15 protein-coding genes and 2 tRNA genes are annotated in these 13,942 nt (G+C 67.6%); 7 read left to right on the forward strand and 10 right to left on the reverse strand.

Features of this window, described 5'->3' with window-relative positions; translation table 11 throughout:
• Nucleotides 1-235: 235 nt before the first annotated feature.
• The 3 genes from OA56_RS03220 to yihA all read right to left on the reverse strand — a co-directional run bounded on the left by OA56_RS03220 (nucleotide 236) and on the right by yihA (nucleotide 1,800).
• Nucleotides 236-529: a HigA family addiction module antitoxin gene (locus OA56_RS03220; RefSeq protein ID WP_055423782.1), complete on the reverse strand. Its 294-nt coding sequence runs from the start codon at nucleotides 527-529 to the stop codon at nucleotides 236-238.
• Nucleotides 529-807, reverse strand: coding sequence for a type II toxin-antitoxin system RelE/ParE family toxin (locus OA56_RS03225; protein ID WP_055423781.1), 279 nt, complete (start codon nucleotides 805-807; stop codon nucleotides 529-531). The genes OA56_RS03220 and OA56_RS03225 overlap by 1 nt, the downstream gene beginning before the upstream one ends.
• Nucleotides 808-1,188: 381 nt before the next feature.
• The gene (yihA, locus tag OA56_RS03230; RefSeq protein WP_055423780.1) at nucleotides 1,189-1,800 is read right to left on the reverse strand and encodes a ribosome biogenesis GTP-binding protein YihA/YsxC; all 612 of its coding nucleotides are present in this window, start codon (nucleotides 1,798-1,800) and stop codon (nucleotides 1,189-1,191) included.
• A 93-nt stretch (nucleotides 1,801-1,893) separates the two neighbouring features.
• Between yihA and OA56_RS03235 the strand changes: the two genes are divergently transcribed.
• The 3 genes from OA56_RS03235 to phoU are packed head-to-tail and all read left to right on the forward strand — an operon-like array spanning nucleotide 1,894 to nucleotide 3,946.
• Nucleotides 1,894-2,520, forward strand: a complete 627-nt coding sequence (locus tag OA56_RS03235) for a c-type cytochrome (protein WP_055423779.1) — start codon at nucleotides 1,894-1,896, stop codon at nucleotides 2,518-2,520.
• Nucleotides 2,520-3,203 carry a ribose-5-phosphate isomerase RpiA gene (rpiA, locus tag OA56_RS03240; protein ID WP_461583404.1) on the forward strand — a complete coding sequence of 228 codons (684 nt, stop codon included), beginning with the start codon at nucleotides 2,520-2,522 and terminating at the stop codon, nucleotides 3,201-3,203. Before OA56_RS03235 ends, rpiA begins: the two co-directional genes overlap by 1 nt.
• Nucleotides 3,204-3,244: 41 nt before the next feature.
• Nucleotides 3,245-3,946, forward strand: a complete 702-nt coding sequence (gene phoU, locus OA56_RS03245; RefSeq protein ID WP_461583406.1) for a phosphate signaling complex protein PhoU — start codon at nucleotides 3,245-3,247, stop codon at nucleotides 3,944-3,946.
• 4 nt (nucleotides 3,947-3,950) lie between these two features.
• On the opposite strand, the gene OA56_RS03250 is transcribed toward phoU, so the two are convergent.
• From OA56_RS03250 to OA56_RS03265, 4 genes are read right to left on the reverse strand one after another with little or no spacing between them, the layout of a single operon-like run.
• Nucleotides 3,951-4,223: an oxidative damage protection protein gene (locus OA56_RS03250; protein WP_141056385.1), complete on the reverse strand. Its 273-nt coding sequence runs from the start codon at nucleotides 4,221-4,223 to the stop codon at nucleotides 3,951-3,953.
• A 21-nt stretch (nucleotides 4,224-4,244) separates the two neighbouring features.
• Nucleotides 4,245-5,645: an amino-acid N-acetyltransferase gene (argA, locus tag OA56_RS03255; protein ID WP_461583409.1), complete on the reverse strand. Its 1,401-nt coding sequence runs from the start codon at nucleotides 5,643-5,645 to the stop codon at nucleotides 4,245-4,247.
• A gap of 14 nt (nucleotides 5,646-5,659) precedes the next feature.
• Entirely contained in the window at nucleotides 5,660-7,141 is a 1,482-nt protein-coding gene (gene pap, locus OA56_RS03260) for a polyphosphate:AMP phosphotransferase (RefSeq protein ID WP_461583411.1), read from the reverse strand.
• Entirely contained in the window at nucleotides 7,141-7,878 is a 738-nt protein-coding gene (locus tag OA56_RS03265) for a 16S rRNA (uracil(1498)-N(3))-methyltransferase (protein ID WP_461583413.1), read from the reverse strand. Before OA56_RS03265 ends, pap begins: the two co-directional genes overlap by 1 nt.
• 117 nt (nucleotides 7,879-7,995) lie before the next feature.
• Between OA56_RS03265 and OA56_RS03270 the strand changes: the two genes are divergently transcribed.
• Nucleotides 7,996-8,072, forward strand: a tRNA-Met gene (locus tag OA56_RS03270).
• A gap of 49 nt (nucleotides 8,073-8,121) precedes the next feature.
• Here OA56_RS03270 and prmC read toward each other — a convergent pair.
• Genes prmC through hemA form a run of 3 tightly spaced genes read right to left on the reverse strand, consistent with a single transcriptional unit; the run spans nucleotide 8,122 to nucleotide 11,407 of the window.
• Entirely contained in the window at nucleotides 8,122-8,991 is an 870-nt protein-coding gene (prmC, locus tag OA56_RS03275; protein ID WP_141056389.1) for a peptide chain release factor N(5)-glutamine methyltransferase, read from the reverse strand.
• Entirely contained in the window at nucleotides 8,988-10,076 is a 1,089-nt protein-coding gene (gene prfA / locus OA56_RS03280) for a peptide chain release factor 1 (RefSeq protein WP_141056390.1), read from the reverse strand. The genes prmC and prfA overlap by 4 nt, the downstream gene beginning before the upstream one ends.
• Nucleotides 10,073-11,407: a glutamyl-tRNA reductase gene (gene hemA, locus OA56_RS03285; RefSeq protein WP_461583415.1), complete on the reverse strand. Its 1,335-nt coding sequence runs from the start codon at nucleotides 11,405-11,407 to the stop codon at nucleotides 10,073-10,075. Before hemA ends, prfA begins: the two co-directional genes overlap by 4 nt.
• Before the next feature lie 129 nt (nucleotides 11,408-11,536).
• Between hemA and OA56_RS03290 the strand changes: the two genes are divergently transcribed.
• The 3 genes from OA56_RS03290 to OA56_RS03300 all read left to right on the forward strand — a co-directional run bounded on the left by OA56_RS03290 (nucleotide 11,537) and on the right by OA56_RS03300 (nucleotide 13,768).
• Complete coding sequence (locus tag OA56_RS03290) at nucleotides 11,537-12,214, forward strand: response regulator (RefSeq protein ID WP_141056391.1); 678 nt, start codon at nucleotides 11,537-11,539, stop codon at nucleotides 12,212-12,214.
• Entirely contained in the window at nucleotides 12,198-13,655 is a 1,458-nt protein-coding gene (locus OA56_RS03295; protein WP_055423770.1) for a sensor histidine kinase, read from the forward strand. The genes OA56_RS03290 and OA56_RS03295 overlap by 17 nt, the downstream gene beginning before the upstream one ends.
• A 37-nt stretch (nucleotides 13,656-13,692) precedes the next feature.
• Nucleotides 13,693-13,768 (forward strand) — tRNA-Phe (locus OA56_RS03300).
• Nucleotides 13,769-13,942 lie beyond the last annotated feature (174 nt).

Genomic DNA, 13,942 nt, shown 5'->3' on the forward strand with positions numbered 1-13,942 from the left:
CCCCTCGACGAGGTGGCGCACCACCTTGGGAGAGGAAAAGAGATGCTTGTAGTTGGCGTCGTGGCGGGCGTTCATGTCGCCGCCTATTGTAGCTGTATCGGGGCATGGCCGTGCGGCTCATTGTAGCGGCGGCGATGCGATCCCGCGGTGCATCGGCGAGCGAGACGAGGGAGACGCGGGGGCGTCAAGATTGAGAGAAAGGGTGTGGAGAAAGATATTCCCCCACCTGCCCGCGTCAGGCCATAACCAACTCGAGTTTACTGACGCGTTCGAGATTCGTGTGCTGGCGAGCGACCCAGAGATCGTGGGCATCTTGCATGGCAAGCCAGCTCTCGGGGCTACGCCCAAGCACTTTCGATAGCCGAAGCGCCATGTCCGGCGTTACCCTGCTTCTGCCCTTGAGGATTCTGCTCAAGGTGGAGGGCGCGACATCGAGCCGACGCGCCAGCTCGCGGGCGCTGATGCCATAGGGCTGCAGATAGACCTCGATGATGAATTCGCCGGGATGAGGGGGGTTATGCATGGTCATCAGTGATAGTCCTCGTAATCCACAACATACGCGTTCCCGTCACGGAACTCGAAGGTCATCCGCCAGTTGCCGCTCACGGTAACCGACCAGCGTCCGTCCAAATCGCCCTTGAGCGGATGCAGACGAAAGCCCGGGATGTCCATGTCGTCGATCGTCTGCGCCGTCTCCAAAGCGACGAGCAACATCCGCAGGCGCTTGGCATGACTGGCCTGGATGCCCGAGGTACTGCCTGTCTCGAAGAATCTGCGCAGGCCTTTGTGGCGGAACGATTTGATCATGGTCCATTTTAGCCTGTTGCGCAACAGGCAACAAATCGATCAGATGCAGGAATCGCCATATCTCGCATCCCAGGCTCGAAGTGATCATTGGAGCACTAACAATGAGGGATGGCTTGGGGCGTCTGAATGCGGCGTTACGCCCGCATGCGACGCATCCGCGTCGTGGGAAACCTACCGAAAAACTGCATCATTCGCTCCTTGTCGGCATTCCCGCGCCGGCGGGAACTTTCGCCCGTGCAAGCCTTCTATGAAAGTAACTCTGCTCCATCTGCCTGCGCCGCCGCAAAGCCTTCCTGTTGAGCGGGACCCCGGCGATACCGCCGGGTTCATGGCCCGAACCTCCCCCTGCGTTCGGGCCATTTTTTTCGCATCTCGGCGTTTTCATGCCGTTTCGGGCAGAACGCCCGCCAACCACCCCTGCACCACCGCCTCGGCCTCCTCCACTCCCAGCTTGCTGAGGGCCGAAAACGCCTGCACCGTCACCTGCCCCTCCCATGCGGCCAAAGCGCGGCGCACCTGGACCACGGTCGCCGCCCGCGCCCCGCGCGAGAGCTTGTCGGCTTTCGAGAGGAGGATATGCACCGGCTTGCCGCTGGGAAGGAACCAGTCGAGCAGCTGCCGGTCGAGCGCCGTGAGCGGATGGCGCACGTCCATGATGTGGATGAGGCCGACGAGCGCCTCGCGCTCGCGCAGATAACGCTCGATCAGCTCCGCCCAACCGCGACGGATCGCCTCGGGCACCTTGGCGTAGCCGAATCCCGGCAGATCCACCAGATAGAGCCCCGCCGGCGTGCGAAAGAGGTTGAGCAACTGCGTCCGCCCCGGCGTCTTCGAGACGTAAGCCAGCCGCGTGTGCCCGACCAAGGCATTGATCGCGCTGGATTTGCCGGCGTTGGAGCGTCCGACGAAGGCGATCTCCGGCCCTTTGGCTGCCGGCAGCCCCGCGGGCTTGGCAATGGAGGTGACGAACTCGGCATGGCGGAAAAGAGGCATGGGAAAGAGGCGACAGGCGGGCCTGCGCAAAACGGGGAGATGCGATAGAATAGCAAAATTTGCACATTCTCACCCATCGCGTCGAGGATTCCCATGATCAAGCGTACCATCGTGCTCACCGCGCTCGCCGCTTCCGGCCTGGTCTACGCCGCCGAACCCGTCGACCCCGCTCACGCGCAGGAAATCGCCACCACCGTGTGCGCCTCCTGCCACGGGCCCGACGGCAACACCCCGCTCATGCCCGAATACCCCAAGCTCGCCGGGCAGCACCCCGAATACCTCTACAAGCAGCTCGTCGACTTCAAAGCCTGGGACGACAAGCCCATCGCCCGCGAAAACGCCACGATGAACGCGATGGTCATGGCGTATTCCAAGGAAGAAATGCTCGGGCTGGCTCAATATTTCGCCCAGCAGAAACAGGTCCCGGCCGAACCCAAGGCCCAGGAAACCCTCGCCCTCGGCCAGAAGATCTGGCACTACGGCATCCCCGACAAGGCGGTGCCCGCCTGCTCCGGCTGCCATGGCAACAACGGCGCGGGCATCCCCATCATGTATCCCCGGCTCGCCGGCCAGACCCCCGACTACGTCGTCGTGCAGCTCAAGGCCTTCCGCGAGCAGCAGCGCGCCAACGATCCCGAGCAGATGATGCGCCAGATCGCCAACAAGCTCACCGACACCGAGATCTCGGCGCTCGCCGACTACGCCGCGAGCCTGCGCTGATGGCCCTGACCCACGCCGACGAATTGAAGCGCCTGGCGGCGGTGGCCGCCGTGGCCGAAGTCCCCGAGGACATCTTCCTCGGGGTCGGCACCGGCTCCACCGTGAACTTCTTCATCGACGCCCTGGTGCAAAGTGGCAAGCGCATCCGCGGGGCCGTCTCCAGCTCGGAAGCCAGCACCGAGCGGCTGCGCCGCTACGGCATTCCCGTGCTCGACGCCACCGAGCTCGATACGGTGCCGCTCTACGTCGACGGCGCCGACGAGATCGACCCCGCCTTCGCCATGATCAAGGGCGGCGGCGGTGCGCTCACCCGCGAGAAGATCGTCGCCGCCATGGCCGAGCGCTTCGTGTGCATCTGCGACGAGCGCAAGCTCGTCGAGCGCCTGGGGCGATTCCCCTTGCCCCTCGAAGTCATCCCCATGGCCGAGCGGCTCGTCTCCCGCCGGCTGCGCGAGTTAGGGGGCGAGCCGCGCCGCCGCCTCGGTTTCGTCACCGACAACGGCAACGCCATCCTCGATGTGCACGGCCTCGTCATCGACGACCCGGATGCGCTCGAGACCGCGCTCAACGACCTCCCCGGCGTGGTCACCAACGGCATCTTCGCCCACCGGCGTGCCGACGTGCTGCTGCTTGGCACCGGCGAGGGCGTGCAGCGGCGCGAACGCGCCGTCACGAAACGGTAACGTCGTCCCACCATAATGTCTGCACCGCCGCGAGGAAAGCCATGAAGACGATAGAAGAACACACGTTCCGCCCTTACGACCGCGAGCTCAACCAGCTGCGCCAGACCGTGCTCGAAATGGGCCGCGCCGTCGAGCGCCAGGTCGAGAAAGCCGTCGAGGGTGTGCGCAAAGGCGATCAGGCGCTCTTTGACGAAGTGCTGCAGACGGAGCGCTCGATCAACGAGGAAGACCGGCGCGTCTTCGAGCAAAGCGTCCAGCTCATCGTGCGCAACGCCCCGGCGGCCGCCGACCTGCGCCTGGTCATGTCCTCGCTGCAGATCAGCAAGGACCTCGAACGCATCGGCGACGAGGCGAAGAAGATCGCCAAGAGCGGCATCCGTCTCTATCAGGCCGCGCCCGCCTTCACCCCTGCAATCGAGCTCGAGCTCATCACGCGCACGACGCTGGCCATGCTGCATGCCTCGCTCGACGCCTATGCCCGGCTCGACGACAGCCAGGCCCAGGAAATCCTCGCCGACGATCGCACGGTGGATGCGATGTTCAAGGGAATCCTGCGCGAGCTCATCACCTACATGATGGAAGACCCGCGCACGATCTCGCATTCGCTGGAGCTCGTCTTCGTCGCCAAGTCGCTCGAACGCGTGGGCGATCATGCCAAGAATGTGATCGAGCAGGTGGTCTATCTCGTCGAGGGGCGCGACATCCGCTACACCCCCGAAGCGAAACCGCAGCCCCCCCAGTGATCGCCTATCGATCCGGCGGCACGTAGCCGGCGATCTCGTCGGCTCCCTCGCCGAAGAAATAGCGCTCCATCTGCTCCTGCAGGTATTTGCGCGCCGACGGCTCCATCAGGTTGAGGCGATTCTCGTTGATGAGCATCGTCTGATAGCGTAGCCACTCCTGCCACGCCTGCTTGGAGACGTTCTCGAAGATGCGTTTGCCGAGCGCCCCCGGTAGCGGCGGCCGCTCCAGCCCCTCGGCCTCTCGTCCCAGTTTCACGCAAAACACGGTCCTTGCCATCGATACTCCTTTCTCCACGGTTCAGATCAATTCTTTGACGAACACTTTCGAGCGGCGCTGATAGTTGTAGAGCTCGCGCTTGCGCCGCGGCAGGGCCTCGGGCCCCACCTCGCGAAAACCCCGCTCGAGGAACCAATGCGCCGTGCGGGTGGTGAGCACGTAGAGCCGCTCCAGCCCCATCGCCCGAGCGCGCGCCTCGATCCGGTGCAGCAGCTCCTCCCCGATCCCCGCGCGGCGGAACTCCGGGGCTACCGCCAGGCACGCCAACTCCGCCGCCCGTTCCTCGCTGAACGGATAAATGGCGGCGGAACCCACCACCACGCCGTCGTACTCCACGAGCAAGAAACGCTCGATCTCCTTTTCCAGCAGCTCACGGTCACGGCGCACGAGGGTGCCGTCGGCCTCCATCGGCGCGATGAGCGCGATGAGCGCCGGCACGTCCTCGGGCCGCGCGTCGCGGAAGCGGAAGATCGGATCGCGCGTCACCAGCGTTCCCACGCCGGCATGGGTGAAGAATTCGAGCAAGAGGCCGCCGTCGAGATCGCGGTCGATGAGATGCGCCCGCCCCACGCCACGGCGGACCGCCTCGAGCGCATGCGGCAGGTAGAGGTGCAAATCCTCCGTGAGCCCGCTCCCCTCGGCGAGCGCCCGGGCGGCCGCATCCGCCGTCACGGAGGAGACGAGCTTGCCCTGCGCGTCCAATAGCCCCGGCGCATCGCACAGGAAGACGAGTTTCTCCGCGCCGATCGCCACCGCTACCTCGGTGGCGACTTCCTCCATCGTGATGTTGAAGATCTCGCCCGAAGGCGAAGGCGCGAGCGGCGTGATGAGGACGACGTTCTCCTGCTCCAGGTCGGCGACGATCTCCTCGGCGATCACCCGTCGCACCGCCCCCGTGTATTGAAAGTCCACCCCGTCGATCACCCCCAACGGCCGGGCGGTGATGAAATTTCCCCCCGTCACCCGCATGTAGCTGCCCGCCATGGGCGTGTTGGGCAAGCCTTGCGAGAGCTTGGCCTCGATCTCGACGCGGGTGACCATCATCGCCGCCTTGACGCACTCGAGCGCAGTCGCATCGGTCACCCGCATCCCCTTGTGGAACACCGGCGTCAGGCCGCGGCGCGCCATCTCCGCGTCGATCTGCGGCCGGGCACCGTGCACCAGCACCAGGCGAATGCCCAGCGCCGCGAGCAGGTTGCAATCGTAGGCGAGCCGCTGCATGCGCTCGCCCTGCGCCACCTCGCCGTCGAAGGCGATCACGAAGGTCTTGCCGCCAAAGGCGTGGATGTAAGGGGCGGAGTGGCGCATCCAGCCGACGAAAGCCGCAGCCGAACCGTCTTGCAGCGACACGGGCGGAGAAACCTCGGGAATGCGCTCTTCGGGCAGCCCGCTGCGCCCCGCCTGCTGCCTGTGCCCGTCCATTTCCCTACCCCCTTTCACAACGACGCCTCCAGACGCTCGCACAAGGTGTGCAGCACCTTGACCCGCGCATAGTATTTGTTGTTCGCTTCGACCAGCGTCCACGGTGCGATCTCGGTGCTCGTGCGCTCGATCATGTCGCCCACCGCCAATTCGTACTGCGGCCACTTCTCGCGGTTGCGCCAATCCTCCGGCGTGATCTTGTAGCGCTTGAGAGGATCCTGCTCGCGCTCGCGAAAGCGCCGCAATTGCTCCTCGGGGTCGATCGCCAGCCAGAATTTCACCACCACGGTCCCGTTTTCGATCAGCTGCTCCTCGAAATCGTTGATCTCGGCATAGGCCCGCATCCAGTCGGCCGGCGCGCACAGCCCCTCGACCCGCTCGACCAGCACGCGCCCATACCAGGAACGGTCGAAGATCACCACCCGGCCGTGCCCCGGCATCCTGCGCCAGAAGCGCCACAGATAAGGCTGGGCGAGCTCCTCGTCGGTGGGAGCGGCGATCGGAACCACCTGATAGCGCCGCACGTCGAGCGCCGCCGTCACGCGCCGGATCGCTCCTCCCTTGCCGGCCGCATCCATTCCCTCGAAGACCACGACCAAGCTGCGCTTGGCGAAACGCGCGTCGCGCACCAAGGTATCGAGCCGTCCCTGCAGCTCCTCCAGCCGACGCTCGTACGCCCTCTTTCCCATCGGCTGCTGGAGCGTGAGTGCGCTCACGGCGTTGGGACGCTCTTCGAGATCCGGCACGAGGACGAGGGGCGGCGCGCCCCTCTCGCCGCGCTCGACGGCCTCGAACTTGCGCTGCCAGGCGCCGGCGAGCGTCTCGCCCACGAACACCGCCCGGTAGCGGTCGTCGGCCCCATCGACCAGCACCCACGGCACCACGCCGGTGCTCGTGTGCCGGATGGCGGCGGCAGCCGTCTGTACATATTCATCGTAGTGTTCGAGATAGCGCCAGTCCGACTCCCGCACCCGCCAGCTGGTGCGCTCGTCCTTAGAAAGTTTCTCCAGGCGGCGTTTCAATTCCTTGGCAGAAATGTGAAACCACAGTTTCAGCAGCAGCACGCCCTCGGCCGTCATCATTTCCTCGAAGCGGCGCACCCGCTCGAGCGCGGCTTCGAAGGCGCTGCGCTTGCTGCGCCCGGTCGCCCGGGACTCGATGATGTCGGCGTACCAGTTGTCGAAGAAGACCCCGATGCGCCCGCGCGGCGGCAAGCGGCGCCAGAAACGCCACATGTAGGGCCGCTCTTCCTCCTCGGAACTCGGGCGGTCGATCGCGTGGCTGTCGAGGTGCCGCGGATCGAGCCATGAATTGAGCAGGTTCATCGTCTCGCCCTTGCCCGCCTTGTCGACCCCGTTGATGAGGATCAGCGTGGCGAAGGAGCGCTCCTGCACCAGGCGGTATTCCAGATCGAGCAACTGCAGGCGCACGGCTTCCGAGCGCTCGCGATAGGTCTCCTTGTCGAGGCGATGGCCCAATTCCACGTTCTCGAACATCAGCGCCCCCCCCACAGGGCCTGCATCATCGCCAAGGCCGCGGCTGCAGCCGTCTCGCTGCGCAGGACCCGCGGCCCCAGGCCGATGCGCTCGATGCCGAGCCGTCCGGCCTCGTCCAGCTCCCCTTCGCTCCAGCCGCCTTCGGGCCCGACGATCACGGTCACGCTGCGCTCGGGCGCCGGCAGACGGGAAAGCGCAACGCCCCCCGGCGCGAGCAGCCAAAGGCAAGCCTCGGGGCGCGCTCCCCGCGCTTCCTCGATCCAGTCCCGCCAGCGTCGCGGCAGCGTCACTTCCGGCACCGCCGTGCGGCCGCACTGCTGCGCCGCGGCCACTGCCACCTGTTGCCAATGCGCCTGCTTGCGCGCCCCCCGTTCGAGCGCTCCCCCCGTCTGGGTGCGCGCCGTCAGGAGCGGCACGATGCGCGCCGCCCCCAGTTCCACCGCTTTCTGGATCGCCCAGTCCATGCGCTCGGCCGGCAGCAGCGCCTGCCCCACCGTCACCGCAAACGGCAATTCCCGCGAAACCGGATCGAAGGTTTCGAGCCGCACCCGCGCCGCATCGCCTCCGGCAACCTCCAGCACGCCCCGCCACTCGCCGCCGCGCCCATCGAATACCACCACCGGCTCGCCCGCACGCAGCCGCAGCACGCGCAGGGCATGATGGGCCGCGGCAGGCGGCAGCGGCACCTGCGCGCCAGCCTCGGGCACGAGATCGGGAACGAAGAAACGGGCAACCATGGCGTCGCATTATACGACGCCCCTTGCCCCTCCCCGGAAGCGCGCGCCGCGCAATCTTCGCAGTGCACAAAAAATGCTTGACTCCGCCCGGGAATCGGCTATAATGTGCAAATCGATCGCGGGGTAGAGCAGTCCGGTAGCTCGTCGGGCTCATAACCCGGAGGTCGCAGGTTCAAATCCTGCCCCCGCAACCAATCGAAAGGCCTGCCCCTGCGGCAGGCCTTTTTGTTTTCCCCTACGTCACTACCCTCGCTTCCGTCGCCGCCCTCCGCTCACCCGCTCGTGCCCGGCCAGATCCTTCCAGCTCTGCACCTCGAGAAAGCCCGCATCGAGCAGCAGCCCCCGCACCTGCTGCGCCTGATCCCAGCCGTGCTCCAGCAGCAGCCAGCCGCCCTCGGCGAGGTGGCGCGGCGCCTCGGAGACGATCGCCGCGATCGCTTCCAGCCCGGTTTCTCCGGCAACCAGCGCCTGGCGCGGCTCGAAGCGCAGGTCGCCCTCTTCGAGGTGGGGATCGTCCTGGGCGAGATAGGGAGGGTTGGAGACGATGAGGTCGAACGTCTCGCCCGGGCCGATCCGGGAAAACCAGTCGCTTTCCATGAACGACACGCTCGCTTTCAGGCGAGCGGCGTTTCCCATCGCCAGGCCGAGCGCCTCGGGCAAGGCGTCCACCGCCAACACTTCCGCCTGCGGCAGCTCCAGCGCCAGGGTGATGGCCACGCAGCCGCTGCCGGTGCCCAGATCCAGGATGCGCGGCGCATGCCCCGGCGGCAGGGTGAGCGCGAGCGCGATCGCCACCTCCACCAAGGTCTCGGTCTCCGGCCGCGGGATCAAGACCGAAGGCGTGACGCGAATGCGCCGCCCGTAGAATTCCCGCTCCCTGACGAGATAGGCCACCGGCACTCCCGCCGCGCGCCGCTCCACCAAGTCGACGAAGCGCTGCAGCACCTCCGGCGGCAAGGGGCGCTCCGGCCACGCCGTGAGCTTGGTCGAACTCCAGCTGCTGGCGTAGCTCAGCAGGACGCGCGCCTCCAGCGCCCCGATGCGGGCGCGCGCCCAGGCGAGCGCCTCTCCCACCGTCGCCTCGGGCGGCAGGGCCGACGGAGCCGCGCTCATGCCTCGCCCTCCGTTTCCAGCTCGCGCAGCCGCTCCTGCTCGTATTCGAGGCGCAGCGGCTCGATGAGGGGATCCAGATCCCCCTCGAGCACGGCATCGAGCTGGTAGAGCGTGAGATTGATGCGATGGTCCGTCACCCTGCCCTGCGGGAAATTGTAGGTACGGATGCGCTCGGAGCGATCGCCGCTGCCCACCAGGCTCTTTCTTGCCGCAGCCACCGCTGCGGCCTGTTCGTCCCGCTGCCGCGCCTCCAGCCGCGCCGCCAGCACCGCCATGGCCTTCGCCTTGTTGCGATGCTGCGAGCGGTCGTCCTGGCATTCGACCACGAGCCCCGTGGGCAGGTGCGTGATGCGCACCGCCGAATCGGTCCGGTTGACGTGCTGCCCGCCCGCGCCGCTCGCGCGGAAGGTATCGATGCGCAGCTCGGCAGGATCGAGCCGCACCACCGCCTCCTCGTCCGGCTCCGGCAGCACCGCCACCGTGCAGGCCGAAGTATGGATGCGCCCCTGGCTCTCGGTGGCCGGCACCCGCTGCACCCGATGCACGCCCGACTCGAACTTGAGCCGGCCATAGACCCCCCGCCCCTCCAGCCGCACGATCACCTCGCGATACCCTCCCAGGTCGGACTCGCTCGCCGAGAGGATCTCGCTGCGCCAGCCCCGGCGCTCGGCGTAGCGCAGATACATGCGCAGCAAGTCCGCCGCGAAGAGCGCCGCCTCCTCGCCGCCCGTCCCGGCGCGGATCTCGAGGAAGGCCGGCCGGTCGTCCTCCGGATCGCGCGGCGTGAGCGCCTCGGTGAGCGCATGCTCGCTCTCGGCCAGCCGCTCAGCCAACCGCGCCTTCTCCTCTTCCGCGAGCGCGCGCAGCTCCGGATCGGCCATGAGGGCCTCGGTGGCGGCCAGCTCCTCTTCCAGCGCCCGATGGCCGCGCCACAGCGCCACCACCGGTTCGAGTTCCGCCCGCTCCTGCCCCAGCCGGCGCAGCTGCTGCGGATCGGAAGCCACCGCCGGATCGAGCAGCGCCCGGTCGAGCTCCTGCAGACGTTCCTCCATGCGTCGCAAGCGTTCGCGCAGACGTTCCCTCATCCCCGTTCCCCCCGCGGCACCGCCAAAGGCAGGGATTCTTCCTGTGCCGCGTCCTCCTCCCCATCTTTTGCCGGCGGCGTGCCTTCTTCCAGCGCGAAGAGCCGCGGCAGGGCCGCGAGCAGCGCCTCGCGCTCGGGCTCGGCCGCCTCGTGCAAAAAGCGCGTGGGCGCGTGCAGCCACTTGTTCATCAGCCCATGGCTCAGGGCCATGAGCACCGCCTCGGGCGATTCGCCTCCATGCAGACGGCGCAAGGCCCGCTGCAGCTCCGCCTCGCGCAGCGCATCGGCCCGCTCGCGCAGGCGGCGGATCCACGGCACGATCTCGCGCGAGCGCACCCAGGCCATGAACTCGGCCACCCGCTCCTCGACGATGCGCTCCGCCGCCACCAGCGCCTGCTGCCGCGAGGCAAGCCCCGCCTGCACGATCTGCGCCAGGTCGTCCACCGTATAGAGGAAGACGTCGTCGAGCTCACCCACCTCCGGCTCCACGTCGCGCGGCACGGCCAGATCCACCATCACGAAGGGCCGGCGCCGGCGCTTTTTCAGGGCGCGCTCGACCATCCCCAGGCCGATGAGCGGCAAGGGACTGGCCGTGCTCGAGACGACGGTGTCGAATTCGGGCAAGATCTCGGGCAGGTCTTCGAGCCGCCCCACCCCCGCGCCCAGCGGCTGGGCGATCGCCTCGGCCCGGGCGAGCGTGCGGTTGACCACCATCATCCGCCTGGGCCGGCCGGCGGCGAAGTGCGTCGCGCACAATTCGATCATCTCGCCGGCGCCGACGAAGAGCACCCGCTGCTCCGATACCGGCCCGAAGACGCGCTCGGAGAGCTTGACCGCCGCCGCGGCCATGGAGACCACGTTCGCCCCGATCGCCGTGCCCGAACGCACTTCCTTGGCCACCGCCAAGGTGTGCTGGAAGAGTTTGTGCAGATGCTTGCCAAGGGTGCCCGCCGCCTGCGCCGCCCGCACCGCGTCCTTGAACTGCCCCAGGATCTGCGCCTCGCCCAGCACCATGGAATCCAGGCCGCTCGCCACGCGAAAAACGTGACGCACCGCCGCCTGGTCGATATAGGTGAAGAGGTGCGGCGCCACTTCCGGCAGCGGCGTGCCCTGACGGGCGGTGAGCCAGGCCACCACCGGCTCCGCCTCGCGCGCCGCCACGTAGAGTTCGGTGCGGTTGCAGGTGGAGAGGATGGCGGCTTCCGACACGCCGGCCACGCCGCCGCACAGCTCCTGCAGGGCCGGCACCACGCGCTGCGGATCGAACGCGAACCGCTCCCGGATCGCGATCGGCGCCGAATGGTGGTTCAGACCCAAGGCATAGAACGGCATGAGCGCGCGAGATGGAGATCCGAAGAAAGGAATCGATTATATCACCCGCCCCGACCCCACCCTTGACGGCGGGCGGCAGGGCACCCACAATGCCAACGAAGCCTCCCTCGCTCCACGGAGAACGCCCGCATGCGCATCCTCATCGTCGAAGACGACGCCGTCATCGCCCAGGGACTGGCCCGCGCGCTCAGGCAATCCGGCTGCGCCATCGACACGGTGATGAACGGCCGCGAGGCCGACGTGGCGCTGCACACCACCCCCTACGACCTCGTCATCCTCGATCTCGGCCTGCCGGGACTGCCCGGCATCGAGGTGCTGCGCCGCCTGCGCGCGCGCAAGAACACCACCCCCGTGCTCATCCTCACCGCCCAGGACGGCATCGAAGACCGCGTGCGCGGGCTCGATGCCGGCGCCGACGACTACCTCACCAAACCCTTCGCGCTCCCCGAGCTGGAAGCCCGCGTGCGGGCGCTCACCCGGCGCTCGCTCGCCGCCCCGCCGGTGGTGGAAGCCGGCAAGCTGCGCTACGACCAGAGCGCCCGGCGCGTCTGGCTCGACGGCACCCCGCTCGAACTCTCCGGCCGGGAACTCGCGCTCCTCGAATACCTCATCACCCGCCCCGGGCGGCTCGTGAGCAAGGAACAGCTCGTCGAACACCTCTGCGGCTGGGGCGAGGAAGTCTCCACCAACGCCATCGAAGTCTACATGCACCGGCTGCGCAAGAAGATCGAAGGAAGCGGCGTACGCATCCAGACGGTGCGCGGCCTCGGCTACAGCCTGGAGCCCAGCGATGCTTCCCTGGCGTAAGCGCACGCCCGACGGCTCGCCCAACTCCGTCTTCGGCGAGATCCTCGACTGGCTCCTCGCCCCGCTGCTCTTTCTCTGGCCCTTCTCCATCATCGTCACGCACCAGGTGGCCGACCGCATTGCCAACCGCTCGTTCGACCACGCCCTGGGCGAACAGGTTCAGATGCTCGCGCGTTTCGTGACGATCGACGGCGACCGCGTCCAGCTCAACCTGCCCGCGCCGGGCCGCATCCTCTTTCGCTCCTCGGCAAGCGACGTCGTCTTCTTCCAGGTCCGCACCGACGAAGGATTCGTCGGCGGCGACGCCGAGATCCCCGCCCCGCCCCGCCCCTGGCTGCCCGACGGCGAAGTGCGCTGGCGAGACGACGTCGTGGCCGGAGAACCGGTACGCGTCGCCGCCCGCATCGACCGCCGCCCCGGCCCCGAGCAGCCGCGCTTCGTCATCGCCCAGGTAGCCGAGACCCTCAACAAGCGCCGCGAGCTCGCCTCCGACGTCGTCACCGGCGTGCTCCTGCCGCAATTCGCCCTGATTCCGCTCTCGGTCGTGCTCGTCTGGTTCGGCCTCACCCGCGGCATCGCCCCGCTCGCCCGCCTGCAGGCGCGCATCCGCCAGCGCCGCCCCACCGATCTCTCGCCCATCGCGCCCGAGAGCGTCCCCGAAGAAGTGCGCCCCCTCATCGTCGCCTTCAACGACATGATGGCCCGCCTCGAAGAAAACCTCCAGGCCCAGCGCCGCTTCATCGCCGACGCCGCCCACCAGATGCGCACCCCCATCACCGGCCTGAAGATGCAGGCCGAGCTCGCCCTGCGCGAGCGCGACCCGCAGGCGCTGCGCCAGGATCTCCAGCGCCTGCACGGCGCCGCCGAACGCGCCGCCCACCTCATCCAGCAGCTCCTCACGCTGGCGCGCGCCGAATCGAGCTCGGAGACGGTACACCGCATCGAACGCCTCGACGTACAGGAACTGCTGCGCGACGTCGCCCTCGAGCTCTACCCCAAGGCCCAGCACAAAGCGCTCGAGCTCGGATTCGACGAAAGCGAAGGGCGGCTGGAAGTCGAGGGCAACCGCCTCATGCTGCAGGAACTCTTCAAGAACCTGGTCGACAACGCCATCCAATACACCCCGCCCGGCGGCAGCGTCACCCTGCGCGCGCTAGCCCGCGGGGATTCGGTCGACGTCGAGATCGAAGACACCGGCATCGGCATCCCCCCCGCCGACCGCCCCCGCGTCTTCGAGCGCTTCTACCGCGTGCTCGACACCGGCGTCGACGGCTCCGGCCTGGGCCTTGCGATCGTGCGCGAGATCGCCGAGATGCACCGCGCCGACGTCAGCCTCGAACCCAACCCCCACGGCCAGGGCACGCTCGCCCGCGTGCGCTTCCCCCTGCCGGCACGAAGCCCCGCCCGGCAGGACGAGCGCCCCCGCGCCAAGGATGATTGACTTTCTCTTTCCCGCCGCTATAATGGCGGTCTTCGGCGGCCAGGTAGCTCAGTCGGTAGAGCAGCGGACTGAAAATCCGCGTGTCGGTGGTTCGATTCCGCCCCTGGCCACCAAAACCCAAAATCCCAACCCTTATCGGTTGGGATTTTTTTGCCCTGAGCGCCAGTGTTGGCGCGGTTCCGGCCCGTTGCCTCGTGAGCGCTGCACCGCCAAACGACGCCGTTTCGGAGTACTTCTCGCCTCTCTGCTGCCGTTTTTCTCTGCTGGGCTCGTGAGCGTTCACCGAG

The sequence above is a fragment of the Tepidiphilus sp. HLB4 genome, from assembly GCF_054823945.1.